Origin of the sequence: Serratia sp. JSRIV006, assembly GCF_019968685.1 — a bacterium.
Lineage (GTDB): Bacteria > Pseudomonadota > Gammaproteobacteria > Enterobacterales > Enterobacteriaceae > Chania > Chania fonticola_B.
In genome coordinates, this window is record NZ_CP074137.1 from 3,023,553 (window position 1) to 3,047,038 (window position 23,486).

21 protein-coding genes are annotated in these 23,486 nt (G+C 55.6%); 12 read left to right on the forward strand and 9 right to left on the reverse strand.

The genetic code is table 11. From position 1 onward, the window contains the following. The first annotated feature begins 1 nt into the window (after nucleotide 1). Together sapF and KGP16_RS13980 are read left to right on the forward strand one after the other, a co-directional pair. Nucleotides 2–814, forward strand: a complete 813-nt coding sequence (gene sapF, locus KGP16_RS13975; protein WP_021806552.1) for a putrescine export ABC transporter ATP-binding protein SapF — start codon at nucleotides 2–4, stop codon at nucleotides 812–814. Between the two features lie 533 nt (nucleotides 815–1,347). Further along, a complete protein-coding gene (locus KGP16_RS13980) occupies nucleotides 1,348–2,526 on the forward strand; it encodes a hypothetical protein (RefSeq protein WP_021806553.1) in 1,179 nt (392 codons plus the stop codon). Here the strand turns inward: KGP16_RS13980 and KGP16_RS13985 are convergent. Further along, nucleotides 2,515–3,411, reverse strand: coding sequence for a LysR family transcriptional regulator (locus KGP16_RS13985; RefSeq protein ID WP_021806554.1), 897 nt, complete (start codon nucleotides 3,409–3,411; stop codon nucleotides 2,515–2,517). The two genes, KGP16_RS13980 and KGP16_RS13985, sit on opposite strands and share 12 nt — an antisense overlap. Nucleotides 3,412–3,615: 204 nt before the next feature. On the opposite strand from KGP16_RS13985, the gene KGP16_RS13990 reads away from it, so the two are divergent. From KGP16_RS13990 to KGP16_RS14000, 3 genes are all read left to right on the forward strand, one after another. Further along, the gene (locus tag KGP16_RS13990; RefSeq protein ID WP_223499873.1) at nucleotides 3,616–5,922 is read left to right on the forward strand and encodes an FdhF/YdeP family oxidoreductase; all 2,307 of its coding nucleotides are present in this window, start codon (nucleotides 3,616–3,618) and stop codon (nucleotides 5,920–5,922) included. 159 nt (nucleotides 5,923–6,081) lie between these two features. Continuing rightward, on the forward strand, nucleotides 6,082–8,016 hold the full coding sequence (locus tag KGP16_RS13995; RefSeq protein ID WP_223499874.1) for an exoribonuclease II: 1,935 nt from the start codon (nucleotides 6,082–6,084) through the stop codon (nucleotides 8,014–8,016). Nucleotides 8,017–8,257: 241 nt separating this feature from the next. Further along, nucleotides 8,258–10,324 (forward strand): carbon starvation CstA family protein, encoded by a 2,067-nt coding sequence (locus KGP16_RS14000; protein ID WP_021806557.1) that lies wholly within the window; start codon nucleotides 8,258–8,260, stop codon nucleotides 10,322–10,324. 89 nt (nucleotides 10,325–10,413) lie between these two features. Here the strand turns inward: KGP16_RS14000 and fsa are convergent, their stop codons facing one another. After that, nucleotides 10,414–11,079: a fructose-6-phosphate aldolase gene (gene fsa, locus KGP16_RS14005; RefSeq protein WP_021806558.1), complete on the reverse strand. Its 666-nt coding sequence runs from the start codon at nucleotides 11,077–11,079 to the stop codon at nucleotides 10,414–10,416. A 147-nt stretch (nucleotides 11,080–11,226) separates the two neighbouring features. Between fsa and KGP16_RS14010 the strand changes: the two genes are divergently transcribed. The 3 genes from KGP16_RS14010 to KGP16_RS14020 are packed head-to-tail and all read left to right on the forward strand — an operon-like array spanning nucleotide 11,227 to nucleotide 15,361. Further along, nucleotides 11,227–12,129, forward strand: a complete 903-nt coding sequence (locus KGP16_RS14010) for a glycyl-radical enzyme activating protein (protein WP_059200933.1) — start codon at nucleotides 11,227–11,229, stop codon at nucleotides 12,127–12,129. Nucleotides 12,130–12,133: 4 nt separating this feature from the next. Continuing rightward, on the forward strand, nucleotides 12,134–14,566 hold the full coding sequence (locus tag KGP16_RS14015; protein ID WP_223499875.1) for a formate C-acetyltransferase/glycerol dehydratase family glycyl radical enzyme: 2,433 nt from the start codon (nucleotides 12,134–12,136) through the stop codon (nucleotides 14,564–14,566). A 48-nt stretch (nucleotides 14,567–14,614) separates the two neighbouring features. Further along, nucleotides 14,615–15,361 carry a DNA-binding transcriptional regulator YciT gene (locus tag KGP16_RS14020; RefSeq protein WP_223499876.1) on the forward strand — a complete coding sequence of 249 codons (747 nt, stop codon included), beginning with the start codon at nucleotides 14,615–14,617 and terminating at the stop codon, nucleotides 15,359–15,361. Nucleotides 15,362–15,393: 32 nt separating this feature from the next. On the opposite strand, the gene araD is transcribed toward KGP16_RS14020, so the two are convergent. Further along, the gene (gene araD / locus KGP16_RS14025; protein WP_059200935.1) at nucleotides 15,394–16,089 is read right to left on the reverse strand and encodes an L-ribulose-5-phosphate 4-epimerase; all 696 of its coding nucleotides are present in this window, start codon (nucleotides 16,087–16,089) and stop codon (nucleotides 15,394–15,396) included. 376 nt (nucleotides 16,090–16,465) lie between these two features. On the opposite strand from araD, the gene osmB reads away from it, so the two are divergent. After that, entirely contained in the window at nucleotides 16,466–16,684 is a 219-nt protein-coding gene (osmB, locus tag KGP16_RS14030) for an osmotically-inducible lipoprotein OsmB (RefSeq protein WP_037375983.1), read from the forward strand. Nucleotides 16,685–16,835: 151 nt separating this feature from the next. On the opposite strand, the gene yciH is transcribed toward osmB, so the two are convergent. Both yciH and pyrF read right to left on the reverse strand, forming a co-directional pair. Then, nucleotides 16,836–17,162 carry a stress response translation initiation inhibitor YciH gene (yciH, locus tag KGP16_RS14035; RefSeq protein ID WP_021806564.1) on the reverse strand — a complete coding sequence of 109 codons (327 nt, stop codon included), beginning with the start codon at nucleotides 17,160–17,162 and terminating at the stop codon, nucleotides 16,836–16,838. A gap of 10 nt (nucleotides 17,163–17,172) precedes the next feature. Further along, nucleotides 17,173–17,901 (reverse strand): orotidine-5'-phosphate decarboxylase, encoded by a 729-nt coding sequence (gene pyrF / locus KGP16_RS14040; protein WP_021182086.1) that lies wholly within the window; start codon nucleotides 17,899–17,901, stop codon nucleotides 17,173–17,175. Nucleotides 17,902–18,228: 327 nt separating this feature from the next. On the opposite strand from pyrF, the gene KGP16_RS14045 reads away from it, so the two are divergent. Next, entirely contained in the window at nucleotides 18,229–18,489 is a 261-nt protein-coding gene (locus tag KGP16_RS14045) for a YdgH/BhsA/McbA-like domain containing protein (RefSeq protein WP_059200936.1), read from the forward strand. Between the two features lie 79 nt (nucleotides 18,490–18,568). Here KGP16_RS14045 and KGP16_RS14050 read toward each other — a convergent pair whose 3' ends face one another. Then, a complete protein-coding gene (locus KGP16_RS14050; protein ID WP_094981322.1) occupies nucleotides 18,569–19,498 on the reverse strand; it encodes a LysR family transcriptional regulator in 930 nt (309 codons plus the stop codon). A 153-nt stretch (nucleotides 19,499–19,651) separates the two neighbouring features. Between KGP16_RS14050 and KGP16_RS14055 the strand changes: the two genes are divergently transcribed. Continuing rightward, nucleotides 19,652–19,939: an Arc family DNA-binding protein gene (locus KGP16_RS14055; protein WP_021806568.1), complete on the forward strand. Its 288-nt coding sequence runs from the start codon at nucleotides 19,652–19,654 to the stop codon at nucleotides 19,937–19,939. 55 nt (nucleotides 19,940–19,994) lie between these two features. Here the strand turns inward: KGP16_RS14055 and lapB are convergent, their stop codons facing one another. The 3 genes from lapB to pgpB all read right to left on the reverse strand — a co-directional run bounded on the left by lapB (nucleotide 19,995) and on the right by pgpB (nucleotide 22,613). Beyond that, on the reverse strand, nucleotides 19,995–21,167 hold the full coding sequence (gene lapB, locus KGP16_RS14060) for a lipopolysaccharide assembly protein LapB (protein ID WP_179251656.1): 1,173 nt from the start codon (nucleotides 21,165–21,167) through the stop codon (nucleotides 19,995–19,997). 6 nt (nucleotides 21,168–21,173) lie between these two features. Next, on the reverse strand, nucleotides 21,174–21,476 hold the full coding sequence (locus KGP16_RS14065; protein ID WP_059200939.1) for a LapA family protein: 303 nt from the start codon (nucleotides 21,474–21,476) through the stop codon (nucleotides 21,174–21,176). A gap of 372 nt (nucleotides 21,477–21,848) precedes the next feature. Continuing rightward, entirely contained in the window at nucleotides 21,849–22,613 is a 765-nt protein-coding gene (gene pgpB, locus KGP16_RS14070) for a phosphatidylglycerophosphatase B (protein ID WP_223499878.1), read from the reverse strand. Between the two features lie 277 nt (nucleotides 22,614–22,890). On the opposite strand from pgpB, the gene ribA reads away from it, so the two are divergent. Continuing rightward, nucleotides 22,891–23,484, forward strand: a complete 594-nt coding sequence (gene ribA, locus KGP16_RS14075; RefSeq protein WP_021182092.1) for a GTP cyclohydrolase II — start codon at nucleotides 22,891–22,893, stop codon at nucleotides 23,482–23,484. Nucleotides 23,485–23,486: the final 2 nt, after the last annotated feature.

Here is a 23,486-nt window from a genome sequence, read left to right on the forward strand (position 1 = left end):
CATGGAAACGCTGTTGGAAGTGCGCAACCTGACCAAAACCTACCGCTATCGTACCGGGCTGTTCCGCCGCCAGCATGTGGAAGCGGTCAAGTCGGTCAGTTTTACCCTGCGTGAAGGCCAGACGCTGGCGATCATCGGTGAGAACGGCTCGGGTAAGTCAACTCTGGCGAAGATGCTTTCCGGCATGGTGGAACCCTCTTCGGGTGAAGTGCTGATCGACGACCATGCGTTGACCTATGGCGATTATCGCTACCGCAGCCAGCGCATTCGTATGATTTTCCAGGATCCGAGCACCTCGCTCAACCCACGCCAGCGCATCGGTCAGTTGCTTGATGCTCCGCTACGTTTGAATACCGATCTGGAAGCCGCAGAACGCGAGGTGCGGATCAACCAGACCCTGCGCCAGGTGGGGATGCTGCCGGACCATGCTTATTATTATCCGCACATGCTCGCCTCCGGGCAGAAACAGCGCGTGGCGCTGGCTCGGGCGTTGATCCTGCAACCCAAGGTGATTGTTGCCGACGAGGCGCTGGCTTCGCTGGATATGTCGATGCGTTCGCAGATCATCAACCTGATGCTGGAGCTCCAGGAAAAGCACGGTATCGCCTATATTTATGTGACGCAGCATCTGGGGATGATGAAGCATATCAGCGACCAGGTGATGGTGATGCATGAAGGGGAAATCGTGGAGCGTGGCAGCACCGCCGAAGTGCTGGCCGCACCGCTGCACGACCTCACCAAGCGGCTGATTGCCAGCCACTTTGGCGAAGCGCTCACTGCCGATGCCTGGCGACGTGACGGCGGCAGGTTTTAATTCCGCTAACACTCGATATCTTACTGTGCCGCAATTAGTTGCCAAAATCCGTGATAATTACCCATAACTGGCGCTAATCTAGCGCCATTACAACCATGGCACGGCGTAGTTATGCCGTGCCATGGTGCAAATCTTGAGCAAGGTTACATCATCTCAGTAAACGTTTAATTACCAGCCATGTTGTATGCTGCGGTAGTTGGAGCCTTGGGGATGCCATCTTGCTACTCATCGATCCGACCGCTAACTATTTTATTCCTTTACGTTATTAATTAGCACTTAACATTATTTTATCTCGCCAAACGAATCGGTGAGGATATCCGCTACGTTGAGCCATGCAAACAACAGGATATCGCGCTGATGAACAATGCTCGCCACCAACGCCTCTCACAACTGATGCTCATCTTCGCCGCCGGCTTCGCTATTTATGGTCATGGTCTATGCAGCCATGACTGACGCCTGCTCCGTGGTTTTTTACCCTGCCACCGTTGCCAACCGCAGCGGTGGCTTGTTGTATTGAAGAAGGATTTTATCCGATGGACCATCGCCTAACCCCTTTCCAGTGGTACCACGAAACCCAGCGTAGTTCAGGCGACAGTTCGCCACTCGAGCCTGCCGCCGCAAGCTTGCGGGAGCGTTTTTTGTTAGGCCTGGGTACGTTTACCGACGAGGGATTGAACGCCGCCCTCAGCCATCGCATTGACGTTTTTACTGCGTCTTCGGCCTGCTATTCAGTGCTGTTCCCCGAGCAAGTTATCGCTTCGCGAGAAGTGACATTGTCACCTTACGATCGTCTGTCGACGGCCCTGACGGTGGCGCAGGTCACCGGCGTACAATCGCTTTGTAGCCATTACGCCGCTCGCCTCGCCCCTCTGGACAGCCCGGATGCTACGCGGGAAAGCAATGTCCGCCTGGCACAAATCACCCAATACGCCCGCCAACTCGCCAGCCAGCCGACCCTGATTTGCTCCAAGGCTATACAACAGCTCGGCGAAGTTGGCCTGAGCACGCAAGATACTGTGACCTTTTCGCAAATCATCGGTTTCATTAGCTATCAAGCACGGGTGGTCGCCGGTATTGCAGCACTTGCAGGCAGACCCGCCGTGGTGTTACCCGGTTTTCCCCAAATCGAAGATGCCGCTCCGGCAGGATTTTCCTGTACGGAACGGTCATGGCAAGCTCGCCTGCCGGAGATCGTTGTCGAGCAGGCCCAGGCTCGGCAGCTCGACATTCTGGACCAAAGCCACCCGGACGCCCGCAGCGAGTCTTATTACCTGCTGTTGGCTCACGACGCGCCTGCCCTACATGAGCGCAATGCGGTATTTAACAGTATTAATCACCCAGTTAACGGACTATCTGCACGCCTGAAGGCTTTGGTTGCTCTGGTGACATCACGCATTAATGGCAGCCATTACTGTGCCGGCACGCTAGCCCATAACATTGCCGATCGGGAGTTGGCACTGGCATTAGTGGCTGGGATTGATAACGCGCTTGAGGTGGCCGACGATCCGGTGACCGCTGCCGTGATCGGCGTGACAGCCGATCTGACGCGAACACCTGAGAAATTCACGGCACAAAACGTGCAGCCGTTGCTTAACAGCGGATTGGATCGGTCGCAGGCATTGGACGTAATTTTAACCGGCGCGCTGTACGCCTGGGAAAACCGGCTGCGTTACAGTCTTGGCGATGCAGTAGAAGTCGAGCTAGCGCAATAACCACGCCTGAGCCGCATCAAAAAAGTGCTGTGCCAGCGGCGTGGCCCTTGCTGGCTCGGCGATCACCAAGGCGGCATGACGTGACATCGGCGCAATGGCAACGCTGCGCCGTTGCAGCTGCGGCACCATTTCCATCTGCAAATTTCCGCTGGGGAATAACCCGCATCCCAAACCGACAAAAATCCCCTGTAGCAGTTGGAAGATCGAGGTGGTTTCCATCCGGGTATGCAACGTTAAGCCCTCATCACGAAACTGCTGATCCAGGTAACGACGGAAGTAACGCGTCGGTTCAGCCAGACATAATGGCAGTTCGGCCACGGTTGCCAGCGTTAGTGGACTTTCCCCCACCAGCTCGGGAAAATGCTGCGGATGAAACACCAGGTCAATGCCGCTGTCGGCCAAAGATTGGGACTGGAAATGCAGTTCCTTGAGCGTTGGTAGCTCAAAGAAACCGATGCCGATATCCACCGTGTGCGCGGTCAGCGCTTCCAGCAGTTGATCGGCGCTCAATACCGCTACGCGATAGTCCAACTGCGGGTAACGCTCGCTGACCGCCTTCAACATTTGCGCTAACGAAATGCTGCACTGCGGCACGGTGCCGATGCGCAACGTGCCGTTCAACCCGTGTTTCAGCGACTCTACTTCCAGCTTCAGCCCCTGATAAACGGAAACAATTTCCCGCGCCCAAGCCAAGACCCGCTCACCTTCGGCGGTGAAGCCCTCAAAGTTGTTGCCACGGTTGATCAACGAGACACCCAGCTCTTTTTCCAGATTTTTCAGCCGCATGGATAAGGTCGGCTGGCTGACAAAGCTGGCCTCTGCGGCGCGGCCGAAGTGGCGTTCCCGCTCAAGATTACACAGGTAGATCAGTTGCTTAATATCCATGTATTGGCCCGGAAAATGGTTTCTGCACGAAGTATATCATTTGCTATGGCCTTGCTGGCAGTTGCGATAAGTGTCGTCTATCCCATCATTGCTCTATTCGATTAGACGCCAAGCCCTCACGCCCCTAGACTTGCCACATAAATACTCAAAATGCTTAAAAAGGCATTTACCTTTTAGCTACATTAATCACCTGCGAAGAAAATCATGAAATTTAAACCGTCAATCAAGCCTTATCGCGGCGCGGCGGGCGGCTGGGGCTCATTGGAAGCCACCACCCGCTATGTGTTCGACAGCAAACAGGCGCTAAAAAATCTGCGCAACCTGATGCGCGTTAACAAAGCGCGCGGTTTTGACTGCCCCGGCTGTGCCTGGGGCGATGACAACCACAGCACCTTCAGCTTCTGCGAGAACGGGGCCAAGGCGGTCAGTTGGGAGGCGACCCGCAATGCGGTGGAACCGGCATTCTTTGCGGCCCACAGCGTCAGCACCCTGCGCGAGCAAAGCGACTACTTCCTGGAGTATCAAGGCCGGTTGACGCATCCAATGCGCTACGACGCCAAGACCGATCGCTATCAGCCCATCACCTGGCCGGATGCCCTAAAACTTATCGCCAGCCATATCCAGGCAATGGATAATCCCAACCAGATTGAGCTGTACACCTCAGGCCGCGCCAGCAATGAAGCCTCCTACCTTTACCAGCTGTTTGGCCGGATGCTGGGCACCAGCAACTTCCCGGACTGTTCCAATATGTGCCACGAAGCCAGCGGCGTAGGCCTCAAGCAGAGCATTGGCGTCGGCAAAGGCACCATCCGTATGGATGACTTCGAGCAAGCCGATGCGATTTTTGTCTTTGGCCAGAACCCCGGGACCAACCATCCGCGCATGCTGCACAGCCTGAAACACGCAGCCAGCCGGGGGGCACGCATCGTCAGTTTCAATACCCTGCGCGAACGCGGGCTGGAAAGGTTTGCCGACCCGCAAAACCCGATCCAGATGCTGACGCCCAAATCCTCCCCCATCAGTTCGGCCTACTTCCAGCCCAACCTGGGTGGCGATATGGCGGCAGTGCGCGGCATGGTGAAGGCACTGCTGGAAACCCATCGCCAGCGGATTGCCGCCAAAAAACCAGGACTGTTCGACCAGCCGTTTATCGATCGGCATTGCGTGGGCATCGAAGATTATCTGGCTCAGGTGGATGCCACCTCATGGCAACAGATCACCACGCAATCCGGGTTGAGTGAAACCCAGCTACGTCATGCGGCGGCGATTTACCAAGGCGCAGAGCGAGTTATCTGCACCTGGGCGATGGGCGTGACGCAGCATAAGCACTCCGTACCGACGGTGCGCGAGATCACCAACCTGCAATTGCTGTTCGGCCAGTTGGGCAAGCCAGGTGCGGGCCTATGCCCGGTACGCGGCCACAGCAACGTGCAAGGCAACCGCACCATGGGCATCGATGAGAAAGCCCCCAAGGCGCTGTTGGATAGTTTGGAGCAGCATTTTGGCTTTAGCCCACGCCGCGAGATCGGTCACAATACGGTCGAGGCCATTGAAGCGATGCTGCGTGGTGAGGTCAAGGTGCTGATTGCGCTTGGAGGTAACCTTGCAGCAGCGGCACCGGATACCGAGCGTACCGCTCAAGCCCTGCGCCGTTGTGATTTGACGGTGCATATCAGCACCAAACTGAACCGCAGCCATCTGATCACCGGCAAAGATGCTTTGATCTTGCCGACGCTGGGGCGTACCGAGTTGGATATGCAGGCCAGCGGCCCGCAATACATTACGGTGGAAGACTCCTTCAGCATGGTGCACGCCTCCGAAGGCATCGGCAAACCGCTGGCAGACACCCAGCGTTCTGAAACCGCGATTGTCTGCGGCATTGCCGACGCAGTGCTGGGCAACCAACAGTTGGACTGGCTGGAGCTGGCCGACGATTATTCACTGATCCGCCAGCATATCCAGGCCACCATTCCCGGCTTTGAGAATTTTAACCAACGCTGTGAGCAACCAGGAGGATTCTATCTGGGCAACGCCGCTGCCGAATTGCGCTTTGCAACTCAGAGCGGCAAAGCTGAGTTCAGTGCCGCTCCACTACCCGATACGCTGTTCCCGCAAATCGGGGCAGAAAAAGCGCCGTTCGTACTGCAAACCCTGCGTTCACACGATCAGTACAACACCACCATCTATGGACTGGACGATCGCTATCGCGGTGTTTACGGCCAGCGCGAAGTGCTGTTTATTCATCCCGAAGATTTAGCCGATCTTGGTCTGCAGGATGGGGAATTGGTGGAAATCGAAACCTTGTGGAACGATGGCGTAACCAGAAAGGTCAGCGGCTTCAAGCTGGTTAGCTACGATATCCCACGCGGTAATCTGGCAGCCTACTATCCCGAAACCAACCCGCTGGTGCCGCTGGCCAGTTTTGGTGATGGCACCGGCACGCCGACCTCCAAATCGGTTCCCGTCGCCATCCGCCGCTGCGCTCAAGCCCCTACGTTGCGTATCGTTTAGTTTGAACGGACGTGGCATGTCGCGTCCCTGGAGCAGTATTGCGTTAATAATCGCGAGCCTTCGTCGGAAAAGCGTGACGTTTGGCTTGCCCGCAAGGAGTGATTCGCGTAAAACTGTCAGCCGCAAATCTTGCCACTCACAACCCATTCACTGGACGATATGTTTCAAGATAACCCGCTGCTGGCGCAGCTTAAACAGCAACTTCACTCTCAAACCCCGCGTGTTGAAGGCGTAGTAAAAGGGACTGAGAAAGGTTTTGGCTTTTTAGAAGTCGACGGGCAGAAAAGTTACTTTATTCCGCCGCCGTACATGAAAAAAGTCATGCATGGGGATCGTATCGTCGCCACCCTGCATACCGAAAAAGAGCGCGAAATCGCTGAACCGGAAACCCTGGTTGAGCCTTTCCTGTCGCGCTTTGTTGGCCGGGTGCAGAAAAAAGACGATCGCCTGTCGATTATCCCCGATCATCCGTTGCTGAAAGACGCGATCCCATGCCGTCCGGCGCGTGAAGTCACCCATAACTTCCAGGCCGGTGACTGGGCCGTCGCAGAAATGCGCCGTCATCCACTGAAAGGCGATCGCACTTTCAATGCCGATCTGACTCAGTTCATCACCGACGGTGAAGATCACTTCGCGCCGTGGTGGGTCACGCTGGCTCGTCATAATCTTGAAAAAGAAGCGCCAGACATGGTCGCGATCTCCGAACAAGAGACCGCTCTGATCCGTGAGGACCTGACCGCGCTGGACTTCGTCACCATCGATAGCGCCAGCACCGAAGATATGGACGATGCGCTGCACGTGCAAGACAACGGTGACGGCTCGCTGCTGTTGACCATCGCCATTGCCGATCCTACCGCCTACGTCGAGCAAGGCAGCAATCTGGATGAAATCGCCCGCAAGCGCGCGTTCACCAACTACCTGCCGGGCTTCAATATTCCGATGTTGCCGCGCGATCTGTCCGACAACCTGTGCTCGCTGCGCCCGAATGAACGCCGCTCGGTGCTGGCTTGCCGCGTGACTATCGCCGCAGACGGTGCGCTGGGCAACGATATCCATTTCTTCGCCGCCGAAATCGAGTCCAAAGCCAAACTGGTTTATGACGAGGTTTCTGACTGGCTGGACGGCGTCGCAGGCTGGCAGCCACCGAGCGAGAGCATCGCACTGCAGATCACCTTGCTTAAACAGGTTTGCGATGCACGCAGCGCCTGGCGCCATCAGCATGCCCTGGTATTCAAGGATCGCCCGGACTACCGCTTTGTCCTAGGCGAGAAAGGCGAAGTGCTGGACATCGTGACCGAACAGCGCCGCACCGCCAACCGTATTGTTGAAGAGTGCATGATCGCCGCCAACGTCTGTGCCGCCCTGGTGCTGCGCGATCGTCTGGGCTTTGGCATCTATAACGTGCATAACGGCTTTGATCCGGCCCTGGTTGAGCAAGCGGTCGCCGTATTGCAGGCCAACGGCGTTGAAGCCGATGCCGAGAAGCTGCTGACCCTGGAAGGATTCTGCGAACTGCGCCGTCACCTCGACTCGCAGCCAACCCAGTTCCTGGACAGCCGCATCCGCCGCTTCCAGACCTTTGCCGAGATCAGCACCACGCCTGGCCCGCACTTCGGTCTGGGGCTGGAGGCGTACGCCACCTGGACCTCTCCGATCCGTAAGTATGGCGATATGGTCAACCATCGTCTGCTGAAAGCTATTATCAGCGAGCAGGCAGCGGAAAAACCGCAGGACGACGTCACCGTGCAACTGGCCGAGCGTCGCCGTTTGAACCGCATGGCAGAGCGCGACGTTGGTGACTGGTTGTATGCCCGTTTCCTCAAGGATAAGGCCGGAACCGATGAACGTTTCAACGCCGAGATCATCGACGTAACCCGTGGTGGCCTGCGCGTACGCCTGTTGGACAACGGCGCGATGGCCTTTATCCCTGCCCCGTTTATCCACGCGGTTCGCGACGAGATGGTGTGTAGCCAAGAGACCGGCACCGTGCAGGTGAAGGGCGAAGTGGTTTATCGCCAGAGCGATAGTCTGCAGGTGAACATTGCCGAAGTGCGTATGGAAACCCGCAGCGTAATTGCCAGACCGGTGGCCTAACGTTATCCGTGTTCGATCAAGGCGATACTTCGGTATCGCCTTTTTTTATGCCTGCAACAACCTATTCTGTCCCCGTATGGCACGCTTCTTTCAGCAAACTCCAACTGAGTTCACATTTCTGATCCGACCAGCCACCGTCCGCGTTCAAACCTCCTACGTTTAATGAGTCGTTAACGTTTTGACGGACTCACAAACTAAAAAAATCACCTTTCTACCTCTGCACAACAAGGAGTTGCGGAACATGAAAAACGTCAAGTCAGCCATAATCTGGCTCGCGGTGGCGCTGGTCGGTGCCTTCGCTTTCGGCATGCTTGCCTTGAGCCGTGGGGAACACGTCAACGCTGTCTGGCTGGTGGTGGCTTCCGTCGCCTGCTACAGCATTGCCTACCGCTTCTATAGCCGGTTTATTGCCAAGAACGTCTTTGAACTCGATGACCGTCGGTTAACGCCAGCGGAACGCCATAACGATGGCCTGGACTATGTACCCACCAACAAATGGGTGCTGTTTGGTCACCACTTTGCCGCGATTGCCGGTGCTGGCCCGCTGGTTGGGCCGATCCTGGCTGCGCAGATGGGCTTCCTGCCTGGTACCATCTGGATATTGGTTGGGGTGATGTTGGCTGGGGCGGTGCAAGATTTCCTGATCCTGTTTATCTCCACCCGCCGCGACGGACGCTCGCTGGGGGAAATGGCCAAGCAGGAGTTAGGCGCCTTTGCCGGTGTGGTAACCATGCTGGGCGCACTTGGGGTGATGATCATCATCCTCTCGGCGCTGGCGTTGGTGGTCGTTAAAGCGCTGGCAGACAGCCCTTGGGGTCTGTTCACCATTGCTGCCACCATCCCGATTGCGCTGTTTATGGGCGTTTACATGCGCTTTATCCGCCCAGGCAAGATTGCCGAGGTTTCGCTGATCGGCTTTGTGCTGATGATGATGGCGATCATCTACGGTGGCAACATCGCCATGCATCCATACTGGGGGCCGTTCTTTACCCTGCACGGCACCACCCTGACCTGGGTGCTGGTGATTTATGGTTTTGTCGCTTCGGTGCTGCCGGTGTGGTTGTTGCTTGCTCCGCGTGACTATCTTTCTACCTTCCTGAAAATCGGTGTGATCGTGGGGCTGGCGGTGGGCATTGTGTTCGCGATGCCGGAAATGAGAATGCCGGCGGTGTCACGCTTTATCGATGGCAGCGGCCCGGTGTTTGCCGGTTCACTGTTCCCGTTCCTGTTTATTACCATTGCCTGTGGCGCAATCTCCGGGTTCCACGCCCTGGTCTCCAGTGGCACCACACCGAAGCTGGTTGAGCGTGAGAGCCATATCCGCTTTATCGGCTACGGCGGCATGCTGATGGAGTCCTTCGTGGCCATCATGGCGCTGATTTGCGCTTCGGTGATCGACCCAGGCGTCTACTTCGCCATGAACTCACCGGCGGCGCTGATCGGCACCACGGTGGAAAGTGCTTCACAGGCAATTAACAGCTGGGGCTTTATGGTCACCCCGGAAACGCTGACGCAGATTGCCCATGATGTGGGCGAGAAGTCGGTGCTGTCCAGAGCCGGTGGCGCGCCAACCTTTGCCGTTGGCATGGCTCATATCATCAGCGAGGTGTTTAACAGCCGGGCGATGATGGCCTTCTGGTATCACTTTGCCATCCTGTTTGAAGCCCTGTTTATCCTCACTGCGGTGGATGCGGGCACCCGCGCCTGTCGCTTTATGGTGCAGGATCTGGTTGGCGTAGCCATTCCACGACTGGCGAACAACCGCTCCTGGTTCGGCAACCTGGCTGGCACCACCGTGGCCGTGGCCGGTTGGGGCTTCTTTGTTTATCAGGGCGTCGTGGATCCGTTAGGTGGGATCAATACGCTGTGGCCGCTGTTCGGCATTGGTAACCAGATGTTGGCTTCAATGGCGCTGATCCTGGGCACCGTAGTGCTGTTCAAGATGAAGAAACAGCGTTACGCCTGGGTGACCATTTTGCCGACCATCTGGCTGTTTATCACCTCAATGACGGCGGGCTGGCAAAAGATTTTCCATGAAAAACCAAGCATCGGCTTCCTGGCGCAGGCGAAGAAATTCTCTGCCGGGATTGAATCGAACACGGTTATCGCCCCGGCCAAATCCATTGCGGATATGCAGACCATCGTGTTTGCCAATCAGATTAACGCCGCGTTGTGCGCCTTCTTTATGCTGGTTGCGGTGACGATGCTGGTTTCGGCCTTCTTCGTGGTGCGCCGCGCGTTGGGTTCCAAAACGCCTACGGTACGTGAAAGCACTATTGTACTGCGTGAGGAAACCGGGCGTGTCTAACTGAACGGCCAGGCTACGGGATGAGCCAGTTGAAACAGTCTCATCGAATGCCTACAAGGGCGGCCAGGTGCCGCCCTTTTCAATGCACTTTAGCTTATCAGCGTCGTGCCGAAAGCCCCCTGCCAATCCTGTTCAAACTTCTCTACCGCCGCCTGAACCGCCGGAGTGGAAATAAACTGTTCTGCCACATCCACCGGTAAAGTGATCGACTGGCAACCTGCCAACAGACACTCCAACGCCTGACGTGGCGTTTTGAAGCTGGCCGCCAACACCTTGGCGTGAGGAGCATGCAGCGACAACAGCTGTTGTAACTCGTGCACCATTTCAACGCCGTCGCCACCCTGTGCGTCCAGACGGTTAACGTAAGGTGCCACATACTCTGCCCCGGCCAACGCCGCCAGCAGCCCCTGACCAGCGCCGTAAACGGCGGTACCCAAAGTGGGGATCGACATGGATTTCAGCTTCTTGATTGCCGCCAGCCCTTCTGCGGTGGTGGGGATCTTGACTACCAGGCCCGGCACCCGTTGACTCAGCAGGACGGCTTCGGCAACCATACGTTCTGCGTCGTTAGCCATCACCTGGGCAAACAGCTTGCCGGTACCGCCTAACGCATCACGCAAGGCCGGCAGAACCTCCCAGATCGGCTTGCCTTCTTTGGCAACGATGCTTGGGTTGGTGGTCACGCCGTGCAGCGGCAAGACGCGCGCCAAACGTTTCACTGCGCTGACGTCGGCGGTATCGAGATACAGTTCCATAACCTTCTCCTGATTCTTTTGTGGGCAGATTCAAACTCTGAACATAATAAGCGAAAAAAGCCGCCATCATTTGATTAAAATCAAATCAACTTTCATTCGAAACCTATTTAATTTACGTAAGAAGATTTTAGACTTCACAGGTGACGAATGCTTTTCAATCTACAGCGCTACTCAACACATGACGGCCCAGGCATCCGCAGCGTGGTGTTCCTTAAGGGCTGCTCGCTTGGCTGCCGCTGGTGCCAGAACCCGGAAAGCCGTTCGCGCCAGCAAGAACTGCTGTTTGATGAGCGCCTGTGTCTGGCGGCCTGTACCCTGTGCAGTGAGAGTTGCCCGCACGCTATCACCCGCGTTGACGACAACACCCTAACCCTGCAACGTTCGTTACTGACTGCCGCCGATTATGACGCATTAAACGGCTGTTGCCCAACTGGCGCGCTGAGCGTCTGCGGCACGGCGCTCGACCTTGATGCGGTGATGGCCGAAGTGATGCGCGATAAACCTTACTATCTGCGTACCGGCGGTGGCCTGACGCTATCCGGTGGCGAGCCGTTTATGCAGCCAGAGGTTGCGGCTGAACTGCTCAAACGCGGGCGCGAGGCCGGTATCCATACCGCCGTAGAATCTTGCCTGCATACGCCTTGGTCCTATATCGAGCCATCTCTGCCCTGGCTAGACCTGATGCTGGCCGATCTGAAACACGTCGATCAAGTTCGCTTCAAGCAATGGACCGAAGGCTCCGCCAAACGGGTGATGGATAACTTCCTCCGTTTGGCCGCCGCTGGCACTCAGATCACCGTGAGGGTGCCGTTAATCCCCGAATTTAACGCCGATCGCGACTCAATCCGCGCCATTACCGACTTTGCCGCCGATGAAATCGGCGTCAAAGAGATCCATTTTTTACCGTACCACACGCTGGGGATGAATAAATACCATCTGCTCGGCGCGCCTTATTACGCTTCCCGTACCCCACTTGACGACCCCGAACTGCTGGCCTATGCCGAAGATTACGCCAGCGCCAAAGGTCTGACCGCCATTTTGCGAGGATAACACCATGACAACGCTGGATCTGACTACCCTGACCGAACGCACGCTAGCGCACAAGAACGCGCTGATCCATATCGTCAAGCCACCGGTCTGTACCGAACGCGCACAGCACTATACCGAAACGTACCAGCAGCATCAGGATAAGCCGCTGCCGGTAAGGCGTGCCATGGCGTTGGCCAACCATCTGGCCAAACGGAGCATCTGGATCAAGAATGATGAGCTGATTATCGGTAACCAGGCTAGCCAGTTACGTGCCGCGCCGATCTTCCCGGAATACACCGTCAGTTGGATCGAAAGCGAAATTGACGAGTTGGCCGATCGCCCCGGCGCTGGCTTCTCCGTCAGCGAACAGGATAAAAAGGTATTACACACCCTGTGCCCATGGTGGCGTGGTCAGACCGTGCAGGATCGCTGCTACGGCATGTTCACCGATGAGCAAAAAGCCCTGCTGGCTACCGGTATCATCAAGGCGGAAGGCAACATGACGTCTGGCGATGCGCACCTGGCGGTCAACTTCCCGCTGTTGCTGGAAAAAGGTCTGGATGGCCTGCGTGAGAAAGTGTCTGAGCGCCGTGAACGCCTGCACCTGACGGACTGGGACGACCTGCATAAGGAACAGTTCCTCAAGGCCGTCGACATCTCGCTGGACGCTCTCAGCGAGCACATCCTGCGCTTTGCCCAGTTGGCCCGTGAAATGGCCCAGGCAGAGCAACGCATCTGGCGGCGTGAAGAGCTGTTGACCATGGCAGCCAACTGCGAACTGATCGCCCATCAACCGCCACAGACCTTCTGGCAGGCGCTGCAACTGTGTTACTTCATTCAGCTGTTCCTGCAGATCGAATCCAACGGCCACTCGGTTTCCTTCGGCCGCCTCGACCAATATCTGTATCCTTGGTATCGCCGTGACGTGGAGCTGGAGCAAAGCCTGCCGCGCGAAAAAGCCATCGAGATGCTGCACAGCTGCTGGTTGAAACTGCTGGAAGTGAACAAGATCCGTTCCGGCTCGCACTCCAAAGCCTCCGCCGGTAGCCCGCTGTATCAGAACGTCACCATCGGCGGCCAGAAACTGGTCAATGGCCAGCCTTGTGACGCGGTCAACCCGCTCTCTTACACCATTCTGGAATCCTGTGGCCGTCTGCGTTCAACGCAGCCTAACCTCAGCGTGCGCTATCACGCCGGGATCAGTAATGATTTCCTTGACGCCTGCGTGCAGGTGATCCGCTGCGGCTTCGGCATGCCGGCGTTTAACAACGATGAGATCGTGATCCCCGAGTTTATCAAGCTGGGCGTCGAACCACAGGATGCCTACGATTATGCCGCTATCGGTTGTATCGAGACCGCCGTTGGCGGCAAATGGGGCTACCGCTGCACCGGGATGAGCTTTATCAACTTTGCCCGCGTGATGTTGGCAGCACTGGAGCAAGGGCGCGACGCCACCTCCGGCAAGATTTTCCTGCCGCAGGAGCTGGGGCTGTCTCAGGGTAACTTTAGCCAGTTTGACCAGGTGCTGGATGCCTGGGATACGCAGATCCGCTATTACACCCGCAAATCGATTGAGATTGAGTGTGTAGTCGATACCGTGCTGGAAGAAAATGCCCACGACATTGTGTGCTCGGCTCTGGTGGATGATTGCATCGAGCGCGGCAAGAGTGTCAAACAAGGCGGTGCGAAATATGACTGGGTATCCGGTCTGCAGGTCGGGATCGCCAACCTGGGTAACAGCCTGGAAGCGGTACGCAAGCTGGTGTTCGATCAGGGGATTATTGGTCAGCAACAGCTGGCTCAGGCTCTTGCTAACGATTTTGCTGGCCTGGACGGCGAACAGCTGCGCCAACGCTTGATCAATGCGGCGCCAAAGTACGGCAACGACGTGGATGATGTCGATCAGCTGCTGGTACGTGCCTATCAGACCTATATCGACGAGCTGAAGCAGTATCACAACACCCGCTTTGGCCGTGGCCCGATCGGAGGTACCTACTATGCGGGCACCTCCTCCATTTCGGCCAACGTTCCGTTTGGTGCTGCCACCATGGCTACGCCAGACGGCCGTAAAGCGCATACGCCATTGGCGGAAGGGGCTAGCCCGGCTTCCGGCACCGACCATCTAGGCCCAACGGCAGTGTTCAACTCGCTGAGCAAACTGCCTACCGAATCGATTCTGGGTGGCGTGTTGCTGAACCAGAAGCTGAACCCGTCCACGCTGGAGAACCCGCGTGACCGAGAAAAATTGATGCTGATGTTGCGCACTTTCTTCGAGGCTTACCATGGCTGGCACGTGCAGTATAATATCGTGTCGCGGGAAACGCTGTTGGCCGCGAAGCAACATCCTGACCAATATCGTGATTTAGTGGTACGCGTAGCTGGATATTCTGCCTTCTTTACCGCATTATCCCCAGATGCGCAGGATGACATTATCGCGCGTACCGAACATACTCTTTAATCAGTGAATCGTTGCGGTCACCCTTTGGTGGCCGCCTATCAGGCCGCTATGAATTCAAGACAACAAACCATTTTGCAGTTGGTGAATGACCGCAGGCGCATCAGCGTTGGCGAACTGGCGCGCGCCTCTGGCGTTTCTGAGGTGACGATCCGTCAGGATCTCAATCTGTTAGAAAAACGCAGCTATCTGAAACGCGTTCACGGTTCTGCCGTTGCGCTGGAAAGCGACGACGTTGATGCCCGCATGATGTCCAACTTCACGCTTAAGCAGAAGCTGGCACAAAATGCTGCATCGCTGGTCAACGATGGCGAAACCATCTTTATCGAGAGCGGTAGTGCCAACGCCTTACTGGCCCGCTATCTGGCCGAGCGCAAGCGCGTCACGCTGATCACCGTCAGCCATTACATCGCCCATCTGCTGAAAGAGACCGACTGCGATGTGATCGTTCTCGGCGGCATGTTCCAGAAGAAGAGTGAAACCGTGGTCGGCCCGTTAACCCGCATGTGTATCCAGCAGGTGCACTTCAGCAAGGCGTTTATCGGGGTGGATGGCTATCACGCGGAGACCGGCTTCACCGGCCGCGATATGATGCGTGCCGACGTGGTCAATGCGGTATTAGCCAAAGGCGTAGAGAACATAGTGCTGACCGACTCGTCAAAATTCGGCCAGATCCAACCTAATCCATTGGAACCCATGAGCCAGATTGGGCGGGTGATCACCGACTCGCGTATCGCCAACGACTACCAGCAGTTGCTTAAACGCCAGGGTATCAAGTTGGATCTGGTTAACGAATAACGGCTGCGGGGCCGTTCGGCCCCGTGGTGAGATTACTGCCCGTAATAGGCATGTGCTCCGTGCTTGCGCAGATAGTGCTTGTCCAACAGGCTCTGCTGCATATTGCCCAGCCCTGGCGCTAGCTGACGCGAGAAGATCCCCATATAAGCCAACTCTTCCAACACCACGGCATTATGCACCGCGCCGTCAGCATCTTTGCCCCAGGCAAATGGACCGTGGGAATGTACCAGCACCGCCGGGATCTGAGCGGCATCCAACCCACGTTCTTTAAAGGTTTCGACGATCACCTGCCCGGTTTCCCACTCATAACGGCCATTGATCTCTTCGTCCCGCATTAGCCGAGTACAGGGAATATCACCATAGAAGTAGTCTGCATGTGTCGTTCCCCACGCGGGGATGGCTAATCCGGCCTGTGCCCAAATGGTGGCATGGCGCGAGTGGGTATGAACGATCCCACCCGCTGCAGCAAAGTTCAGGTACAGCACCCGGTGGGTATCCGTATCGGAAGAAGGCTTTTTACTCCCCTCCACCACCTTGCCGCTCTCCAGTTCCACCACCACCATATCCTCACGGGTCATGGCATCATACTCAACGCCGGAAGGTTTGATCACCATCAGCCCCTGCTGGCGGTCTACGGCGCTGACATTGCCCCAGGTAAAGGTCACCAGATGATGGCGCGGAAGTTGAAGGTTGGCTTCCAGCACCTGTTGTTTTAGTTCGTTGAGCATGATCTTGTCCTTGTGGCTTGGTCTGCGACTATTGTCAGCAGGTGGGCAACAAGCCGGTATGGGATAGATCGCTAAAGACCACGTAGATTTCTGCTGGATACACCAAGATGTGTGGCGGCGGATTCGGAATAATCGCCTGCCGACCTAGGCTAAATTAAGACTATTTCCCTATTTATCCCTCGTCAGAGATTTATACTGAAACAAGGCGAAAAAACCGCCCTGATTTTTTATTTGCCCTGTTTTGTGCAATAAATGCCATTTTTTATTTCAAGGTCGTCTGGAAGACAGTCTCAGGCCAGTTTGCTGATTACTGCCTATACTAAAGCTGTGCTATGCCAGTAAAGTAGTTCCATATAGCCGATGCTAAGGAGAATTCATTATGATCATTAATCAACGTTTGGCCACTGCCGCAGTGGTGATCACCCTGGCTCTGTCGCTGAGTGCCTGTTCGAATATGTCTAAACGTGACCGCAACACGGCGATTGGTGCTGGTGCAGGTGCGGTAGGCGGTGCGGTGCTGACTAACGGCAGCGCGTTGGGGACCGTCGGCGGTGCCGCTGTTGGTGGCATCATCGGTCACCAGGTGAGTAAATAAGCCACGGCTTGCTGATACCTCTGCCGATAGGCTGACAAAAGCGTTCACGCTTTGACGTCTAATTGAAAAAAACTTTCAGGTCTATTTTTACGTTTATCATTTCGATGAATGCAGCCGCAGTGACACACTGCGGCATATTTCATTTAGCTGCTCAACCGCCAGCCAGCTTAACCTTCATGCCCTTGGCTTCCAGTAATTGCTTTAGCAGGTCACGTTTGTCGCCCTGGATTTCGATCACACCATCCTTCACCGAGCCACCACAACCGCATTTCTTTTTCAGTTCGGCAGCCAGTTTATCCAGTGCCGCATCATCCAGATCGACACCGGTGATCAGGCAAACCCCCTTGCCTTTTCTGCCGCTGGTCTGGCGTTGAATACGCACGATGCCATCGCCTTTGACACGCTCTGGCTTGGCTTCTTCCTGCTTGATACGCCCGCTGTCGGTAGAGTACACCAGGCGGCTGTTATCATCATTCATGCTGGGTTCCTTAAACCAGTGAGGCTCGAATAGCGCTGAGCGCTGCCGCGGGATCGGCGGATTGCGTAATCGGACGGCCGATCACCATATAATCAACTCCGGCGGCCAGAGCCTGCACCGGTGTCATCACGCGGCGTTGATCGCCTGCGGCACTGCCTTCAGGGCGAATACCAGGAGTAACCAGTTGGAACTGGTCGCCACAAGCAGCTTTCAGGCGTGAAGCTTCCTGCGCAGAACAGACCACACCGTCCAGGCCACAGTCGCGCGTCAGGCGAGCCAGTCTTTCCGCCTGCTCTGCCGGGCTGAGTTCGATACCAATGGCGCGCAGATCTTCCGCCTCCATGCTGGTGAGCACGGTGACGGCAATCAATAGCGGTGCATCCGCGCCATAAGGCAGCAGCGCCTCTTTGGCTGCGTTCATCATGCGAGCACCACCGCTGGCATGTACGTTCACCATCCATACGCCCAACTCCGCCGCAGCGGCTACGGCATGCGCCGTGGTGTTAGGAATATCGTGGAATTTCAAATCGAGGAACACCTCAAATCCGCGCTGATGCAGATCGCGCACGATCTCAGGCCCGAACAGGGTGAACATCTCTTTACCCACTTTTAGCCGGCAATCTTGCGGATCGATACGGTCGGCAAAGGCCAATGCGGCGGAACGGTCGGCGTAATCCAATGCCACGATGATGGGCGATGATTTTAAGTCATTGTTATTTGAGTTATTTTCAGACTTCATAGCTTCTACCTTGTGTGAAATGGACGTGATGAGTGAGCCGCCAGCAAAACTGACCGCCGCATTCTACATGCCAGACAGCGGAAATCCCAGTCACGCAACCCGTTGCCGTTACGTAATGTTAACACAGCGTTGGTCATCGACTGTCAATAACGCCTTGCGCCCTTAACCCAGGGTGAGTAAAACGCGGTAAAGAAGCGTAAATTCTTAATCAAATAATTTGATTAACATGCTCAAGCCTATCCGATTTCATCCGTTTATAAATGCTATATCATTCAACACATCGAAAGCGGAAACACTTTCACCCTCAAAACCAAATTGGAGATACTCATGAAAGGCATCAAATATTTTGCAGCAGCTACCGTTCTGGTCCTAACCTCATTTGCCAGCGTTGCCGCTGAACCAGTCAGCCAGCAACAGGCACAGAGCCTGACTGAAGTTGGCGTAGTATCTGCCGGTGGTGTTACCACGCTGAGCAGCCTGGAAGCCAAGCTGGCGGCTAAAGCCAAAGCCCAAGGCGCTAGCAGCTATCGCATTGTCGCCGCCGGTGGTAACAACATGCTGCATGGCAACGCGATCATCTATAAATAAGTTCGAGTCACCCTCTAGATTATCTGAACGGGCGCTGCATAAGGCGCCCATCCCCTTCGACACCACAGCCCACCTGTTTTTATTCTGGTACCAACTTGCGACAGACATTCAGTACCAATTGCCGCAACCAACGATGAGCCGGATCCGCCTCGGCACGTGGGTGCCACAGCTGCGATATCGTAATCAGTCTGGTCGTAACCGGCAGTTCAAAAGCCCAGAGTGTCGCTACGCCCCCATCAATATTGGTCACTGGTTGATTGATAAGGAATGAGGCAGGCACCAACGCCACCAGATCGGACTCCTGAGCGACGGCCAAGGCTGCCGGGAAACTCGGTACCACGGCGGCAATGTTGCGCCGCAAACCTAGTTCAGCCAATGCTTCGTCTACCGGCCCGTAGGTACGCTCACGCCGGGAAGCGACAACATGGCCCAACGCGGCATACTGGCTGGCCTTCACCTCTGGTTCCCGCGCCAGCGGATGCCCCGCTCTTACCACACCAACGAAGCGATCCCTAAACAGCGCCTGCACGCGTATTTCCGGCCCCATGGTCCCCAAAACACCAATCTCAAGATCAACCAGACCTTCACGCAGAGGCTTTGAGGTTTTCTCTGGCTTGGGCGAAAAACGCAGGCGCACCAAAGGCGCAGCCTTGGCGGCTGCCGCAATCAGTGAAGCTCCAAATGCCTCCACAAACCCCTCATTGGCACGAATATTAAAGGTGCGTTCCAGCGTGGCGAGGTTCAATTCTGTGGCGGATGGGCGCAGCACCGAACGCGCCGCAAATACGGCATTTTGCGTACGTTCCCGCAGCTCCTCGGCATAAGGCGTCAGCACCATGTGGCGGCCGGCACGCACCAACAAGGGATCTTCGGTAACGGTGCGTAGCCGGGTGAGCGTGCGGCTCATGGCAGAAGCGCTTAAACCAAGACGACGCGCAGCACCAGCCACGCTGACCTCAGCGAGCAGCGCATCAAGGGCGATAAGTAAATTGAGATCGGGTTCAGTCATGGCTCATAGTATCTCGGCCAAAAAAATGAGGAAAGCGTAGCGCATTGGTGTAGCCCATTTATGTTACAAAATTATTAAATTTTTATTACACACTGGACAGATCTGCACGGCTGACTTAGCTTGATGGTAACCTCCCGCGTAAAAGGCAGCAAAATGAGCGAGATATCGACACTAACCATCAAGATCCCTCTGGCACTGAAAGAGCAAATCAAGGCGATTGCCTTGGAGAACCAGCTTTCATTGAGTGCAGAGGTTTGCCAACGGCTGGAACATAGCTTCGAAGTCCCTGCCAAAGCCAGTAAGAAAGCGGCTCCGCTGCATCATGACGATATCGATAATCAGGGCACCGAAGAGGAGATTGAACAACCTCTTAGCCAGAAAGAGCTGAAGAAGCTGCGTCAACTGCTGAAAGGCGGCGCGAAAAGCGGCAAGAAAAAGTAACCCGGACAATCTTGGCGGGCGCCGCATGTGCAGCGTCCCTAGCTAACAAGCTGTTTTATTGCCCGTCCAGCCCGCGTATCGGTTTAACCGAAGACCAGGCCCGGCACGAAGGACAATGCCAGTAAAGTGAATGGGCGGTAAAACCGCATTTGTGGCAGCGATAGCGCGGTTTGGTACGGATCTGCTCGCCTACCATATCCCGTAGCAACAGCAGGCTTTCTTTGGCGCGACCGTCTTCTGCATCAGCCAGATGATAATCCATCAGGCGATAAAACACGCGCATGGTCGGATGGCGCTGCAGCTGGCGATTGATGTACACCTGTACCACATCGCTCCCTTCCCGTTGCTCGATCACTTCCGCCAGCATCAATTCTGCCGTGGCTCCGGTATTCTCCGCCACACAACGTTTGAGAAAGTCCGCCCAGTCTTGCTCTTGTTGAGGCAAATGCTGGTAGCACTCCTGCAGCATCGGTAACGCTTCGCTGACCAGCTCTTTATCTTGATCCAATACGCGCGTCAGGGTTTCTACCGCCTTGGCATACTCCTCTTGCGCCATGAAGATACGCCCAACCATGATCGACACACGGGCGCACTGTTTATCCGCCGAGGCCGCGCGCTTGAGCAGGCCCATCGCCTTGTCCAGATCGTCACTGCCCATCGCCTGCAGGGCCAGCTCACAATAAAAATGCGCGATCTCGACGCGCTGCTTTTCCTTACCCAGCTTGACCAACTTCTCTGCCACTTCGATGGCTTTCTGCCAGTCGCTGGTGGCCTGGTGGATCACCAGTAATTGCTGCAGCGCGGAAACTCGGAAGTCTTCTTCATTGATCAACTGGCTGAACATGTCCTCGGCGCGGTCATACAACCCGGCGGCCATATAGTCACGCCCCAGTTGCTGTATCGCCAGCAGACGCTGTTCGAAGGTTAAAGAAGCGCTTTCCATCAAGGCCTGATGGATGCGGATGGCGCGATCGACTTCACCACGAGAGCGGAACAGATTGCCCAACGTAAGGTGAGCTTCAACGGTATTGCTGTCCTCTTTCAACATGTCGAGAAACAGATCGACCGCTTTATCCTGCTGGTTGGAAAGCAGGAAGTTAACCCCAGCCACGTATTCACGCGACAGGCGGTTGGCTTCCTGTTGTTTATCCTGCTGAGCACTTCTGCGCCCCATGTACCAACCGTACGCGGCAGCTACAGGCAGCAACAGAAACAGCAGCTCTAACATAACAGATTATTCCTTGCTGACTGCGGGCAACGATGCCGGCTCGACAGGTGCTTCGAGCTGCAGTTCCAGCCTTTTGATTTTCCGCTCTGCACGCCCAAGAGCGATGCGTGTGCGCAGATAAAATAACCCACAAATAATCCAACCCAGCACAAAGCCAGCACCAAACAGGGTGGCCAACAGGGTTGATACCGGATATTCGCCCTGAGCAACCAAATAGTTAAACGTCACCACCTGGTCGTTATGCGCGCCCAGCGTGACTGAAGCCACGAAAATCACCAGAACCAGTAAAAAAATCAGTAAATATTTCACATTCTTTCCCGCAATGCCGAGTGAATCGGATGAACTCTACCCTCAAGGCCACAAACCGGAACCCAATACAGGGTTTGCCGCCCACGGGTAATTGCCGCTAAGTGGCGTCCCTATGACTTAAGTTAGCATTTCCCGTCGTAGCAGGGAAACCCTGGCAGACGATAAAACCGCAGATCTGCTGGGATATTCAGCAACAAATGCAGCGCCTGAGCAAATTAATGAGAAAGCTTCTCAAAATCACGAGTTTGATAAGATATGGGGGCGAAAGGACAGATTGCAATGCAGGGTAAAAACCCGCGTTGATGCGGCCCCGGGTTGGAGCCGCCATTAGTGACAACGTCACACTACGCTTTCATCACCTCTCCTGCGAAATTACTGCTCGCCTTCCCGCTCGCCGATTTCCTGCTGCTCCTTCGGTGGAATGGTGAGTGGCCCAAACCAACGCTGAGTCAACCAACTGGCCAGGGTAACCAGCAACCAGCTAATGACAATCGCCATCGCCAGATCCCGCGGCCAATGCATGCCGAGCATCAGGCGGCTCGCCATCACGCCAAATGCCCAAATCATCAACACCGCTACGGTTTTATAATGCCGCCGCGGCCACAACAGCCCAACCCCCAGCAATGCCCACATAGCGGCAAACATCGTGTGCCCTGAAGGGAACGAGAAGCCGGTTTCAAACTGCCAGTGTTTACTCAACCATTCAGGTACCAGCGCCTGGTCCAGCAACTGCTCTTTGACCAGCGCGCTACGCTGCTTCCTGTCCAGCGAGTAGAAGTATTTTTCGTCAATCTGATGGGTCGACTCCAGCCATACGACAAACGGCCGCGGTGCCTGTACCTGCTCTTTGATGGAAGATTTGATCGCCTGCCCAATCCCGATTGCCGCAGACAACAGGATGAACAGCCCTACCGCCGCTTTCAGCCGAAAGCGTAGACACCACAGAAACCAGGCCGACAGGATCAGGCTGGTGAGAATACCCCAGGGCGCAGTGACGGTTTCCGTTACCCAGAACAGCGCTTTTAACAGGCCGTCATTACCGCCGGGTTGCCAGTGCCAGCCAAACAACCAGACCGCCAGCGGCAACAACATCAGCACAATCGCTCCACCCGCCGTGCGTTTTGCTATCTTTAACATCCCATTATCCTTCCACTGTGGTTAACCCGCAGTGTAACAATCTTGATAACTCAGCAAAACAAGAGAAATTAGATAGATAACTGACCTATTGCAACAATAGGAGCGGTAAAACACCATATGCTGCTTTGCTGAGCACCGCTCGGCCACAAGTTATGGCAAAATAGCTGACAATGAATGAAATAGCGATCGTCGCCGTCTGTTTTAATGCTGGTCAGTCCCCTGTTCCAGTCGTAGGATGCACGCAGCGATTTGACAGGTAGTGTTTTTGGAGAGTGACATGCAGCTTAAACGTGTGGCGGAAGCCAAACTGCCAACACCATGGGGTGATTTTCTGATGGTGGGGTTCGAAGAACTGGCCACCGGGCACGATCATCTGGCACTGGTTTTCGGCGATATTACCGGCGAAACACCGGTCCTCTCACGGGTTCATTCCGAATGTCTGACCGGTGATGCGCTGTTCAGCCTGCGCTGTGACTGCGGTTTTCAGCTGGAAGCCGCGTTGGAACAGATCGCCGAGGAAGGCCGCGGCATTCTGCTGTATCACCGCCAGGAAGGCCGTAATATCGGTCTGTTGAACAAGATACGCGCCTATGCCTTGCAGGATAAAGGAGCGGACACGGTGGAAGCCAACCATCAGCTAGGCTTTGCCGCCGATGAGCGAGACTTCACCCTGTGCGCCGATATGTTCAAACTGCTGGGGGTGGATGCAGTGCGCCTGCTGACCAATAACCCGAAGAAGGTCGAGATCCTGAGCGAAGCGGGCATTAATATCTCCGAGCGCGTGCCGTTGATCGTCGGCCGTAACCCGAAGAACGAACGTTATCTGGCCACCAAGGCCGCTAAAATGGGCCACTTGCTGGACAAAAAATAACA

Coding starts and splice junctions, on each gene's coding strand:
- KGP16_RS13995 (WP_223499874.1), top strand. CDS start 6,082: ATGTTTCAAGATAACCCGCTGCTGGCGCAGCTTAAACAGCAACTTCAC.
- KGP16_RS14010 (WP_059200933.1), top strand. CDS start 11,227: ATGCTTTTCAATCTACAGCGCTACTCAACACATGACGGCCCAGGCATC.
- fsa (WP_021806558.1), bottom strand. CDS start 11,079: ATGGAACTGTATCTCGATACCGCCGACGTCAGCGCAGTGAAACGTTTG.
- KGP16_RS14000 (WP_021806557.1), top strand. CDS start 8,258: ATGAAAAACGTCAAGTCAGCCATAATCTGGCTCGCGGTGGCGCTGGTC.
- KGP16_RS14020 (WP_223499876.1), top strand. CDS start 14,615: ATGAATTCAAGACAACAAACCATTTTGCAGTTGGTGAATGACCGCAGG.
- KGP16_RS14045 (WP_059200936.1), top strand. CDS start 18,229: ATGAAAGGCATCAAATATTTTGCAGCAGCTACCGTTCTGGTCCTAACC.
- KGP16_RS13985 (WP_021806554.1), bottom strand. CDS start 3,411: ATGGATATTAAGCAACTGATCTACCTGTGTAATCTTGAGCGGGAACGC.
- ribA (WP_021182092.1), top strand. CDS start 22,891: ATGCAGCTTAAACGTGTGGCGGAAGCCAAACTGCCAACACCATGGGGT.
- KGP16_RS14015 (WP_223499875.1), top strand. CDS start 12,134: ATGACAACGCTGGATCTGACTACCCTGACCGAACGCACGCTAGCGCAC.
- lapB (WP_179251656.1), bottom strand. CDS start 21,167: ATGTTAGAGCTGCTGTTTCTGTTGCTGCCTGTAGCTGCCGCGTACGGT.
- KGP16_RS14055 (WP_021806568.1), top strand. CDS start 19,652: ATGAGCGAGATATCGACACTAACCATCAAGATCCCTCTGGCACTGAAA.
- sapF (WP_021806552.1), top strand. CDS start 2: ATGGAAACGCTGTTGGAAGTGCGCAACCTGACCAAAACCTACCGCTAT.
- pyrF (WP_021182086.1), bottom strand. CDS start 17,901: ATGAAGTCTGAAAATAACTCAAATAACAATGACTTAAAATCATCGCCC.
- pgpB (WP_223499878.1), bottom strand. CDS start 22,613: ATGTTAAAGATAGCAAAACGCACGGCGGGTGGAGCGATTGTGCTGATG.
- KGP16_RS14050 (WP_094981322.1), bottom strand. CDS start 19,498: ATGACTGAACCCGATCTCAATTTACTTATCGCCCTTGATGCGCTGCTC.
- KGP16_RS13980 (WP_021806553.1), top strand. CDS start 1,348: ATGGACCATCGCCTAACCCCTTTCCAGTGGTACCACGAAACCCAGCGT.
- yciH (WP_021806564.1), bottom strand. CDS start 17,162: ATGAATGATGATAACAGCCGCCTGGTGTACTCTACCGACAGCGGGCGT.
- araD (WP_059200935.1), bottom strand. CDS start 16,089: ATGCTCAACGAACTAAAACAACAGGTGCTGGAAGCCAACCTTCAACTT.
- KGP16_RS13990 (WP_223499873.1), top strand. CDS start 3,616: ATGAAATTTAAACCGTCAATCAAGCCTTATCGCGGCGCGGCGGGCGGC.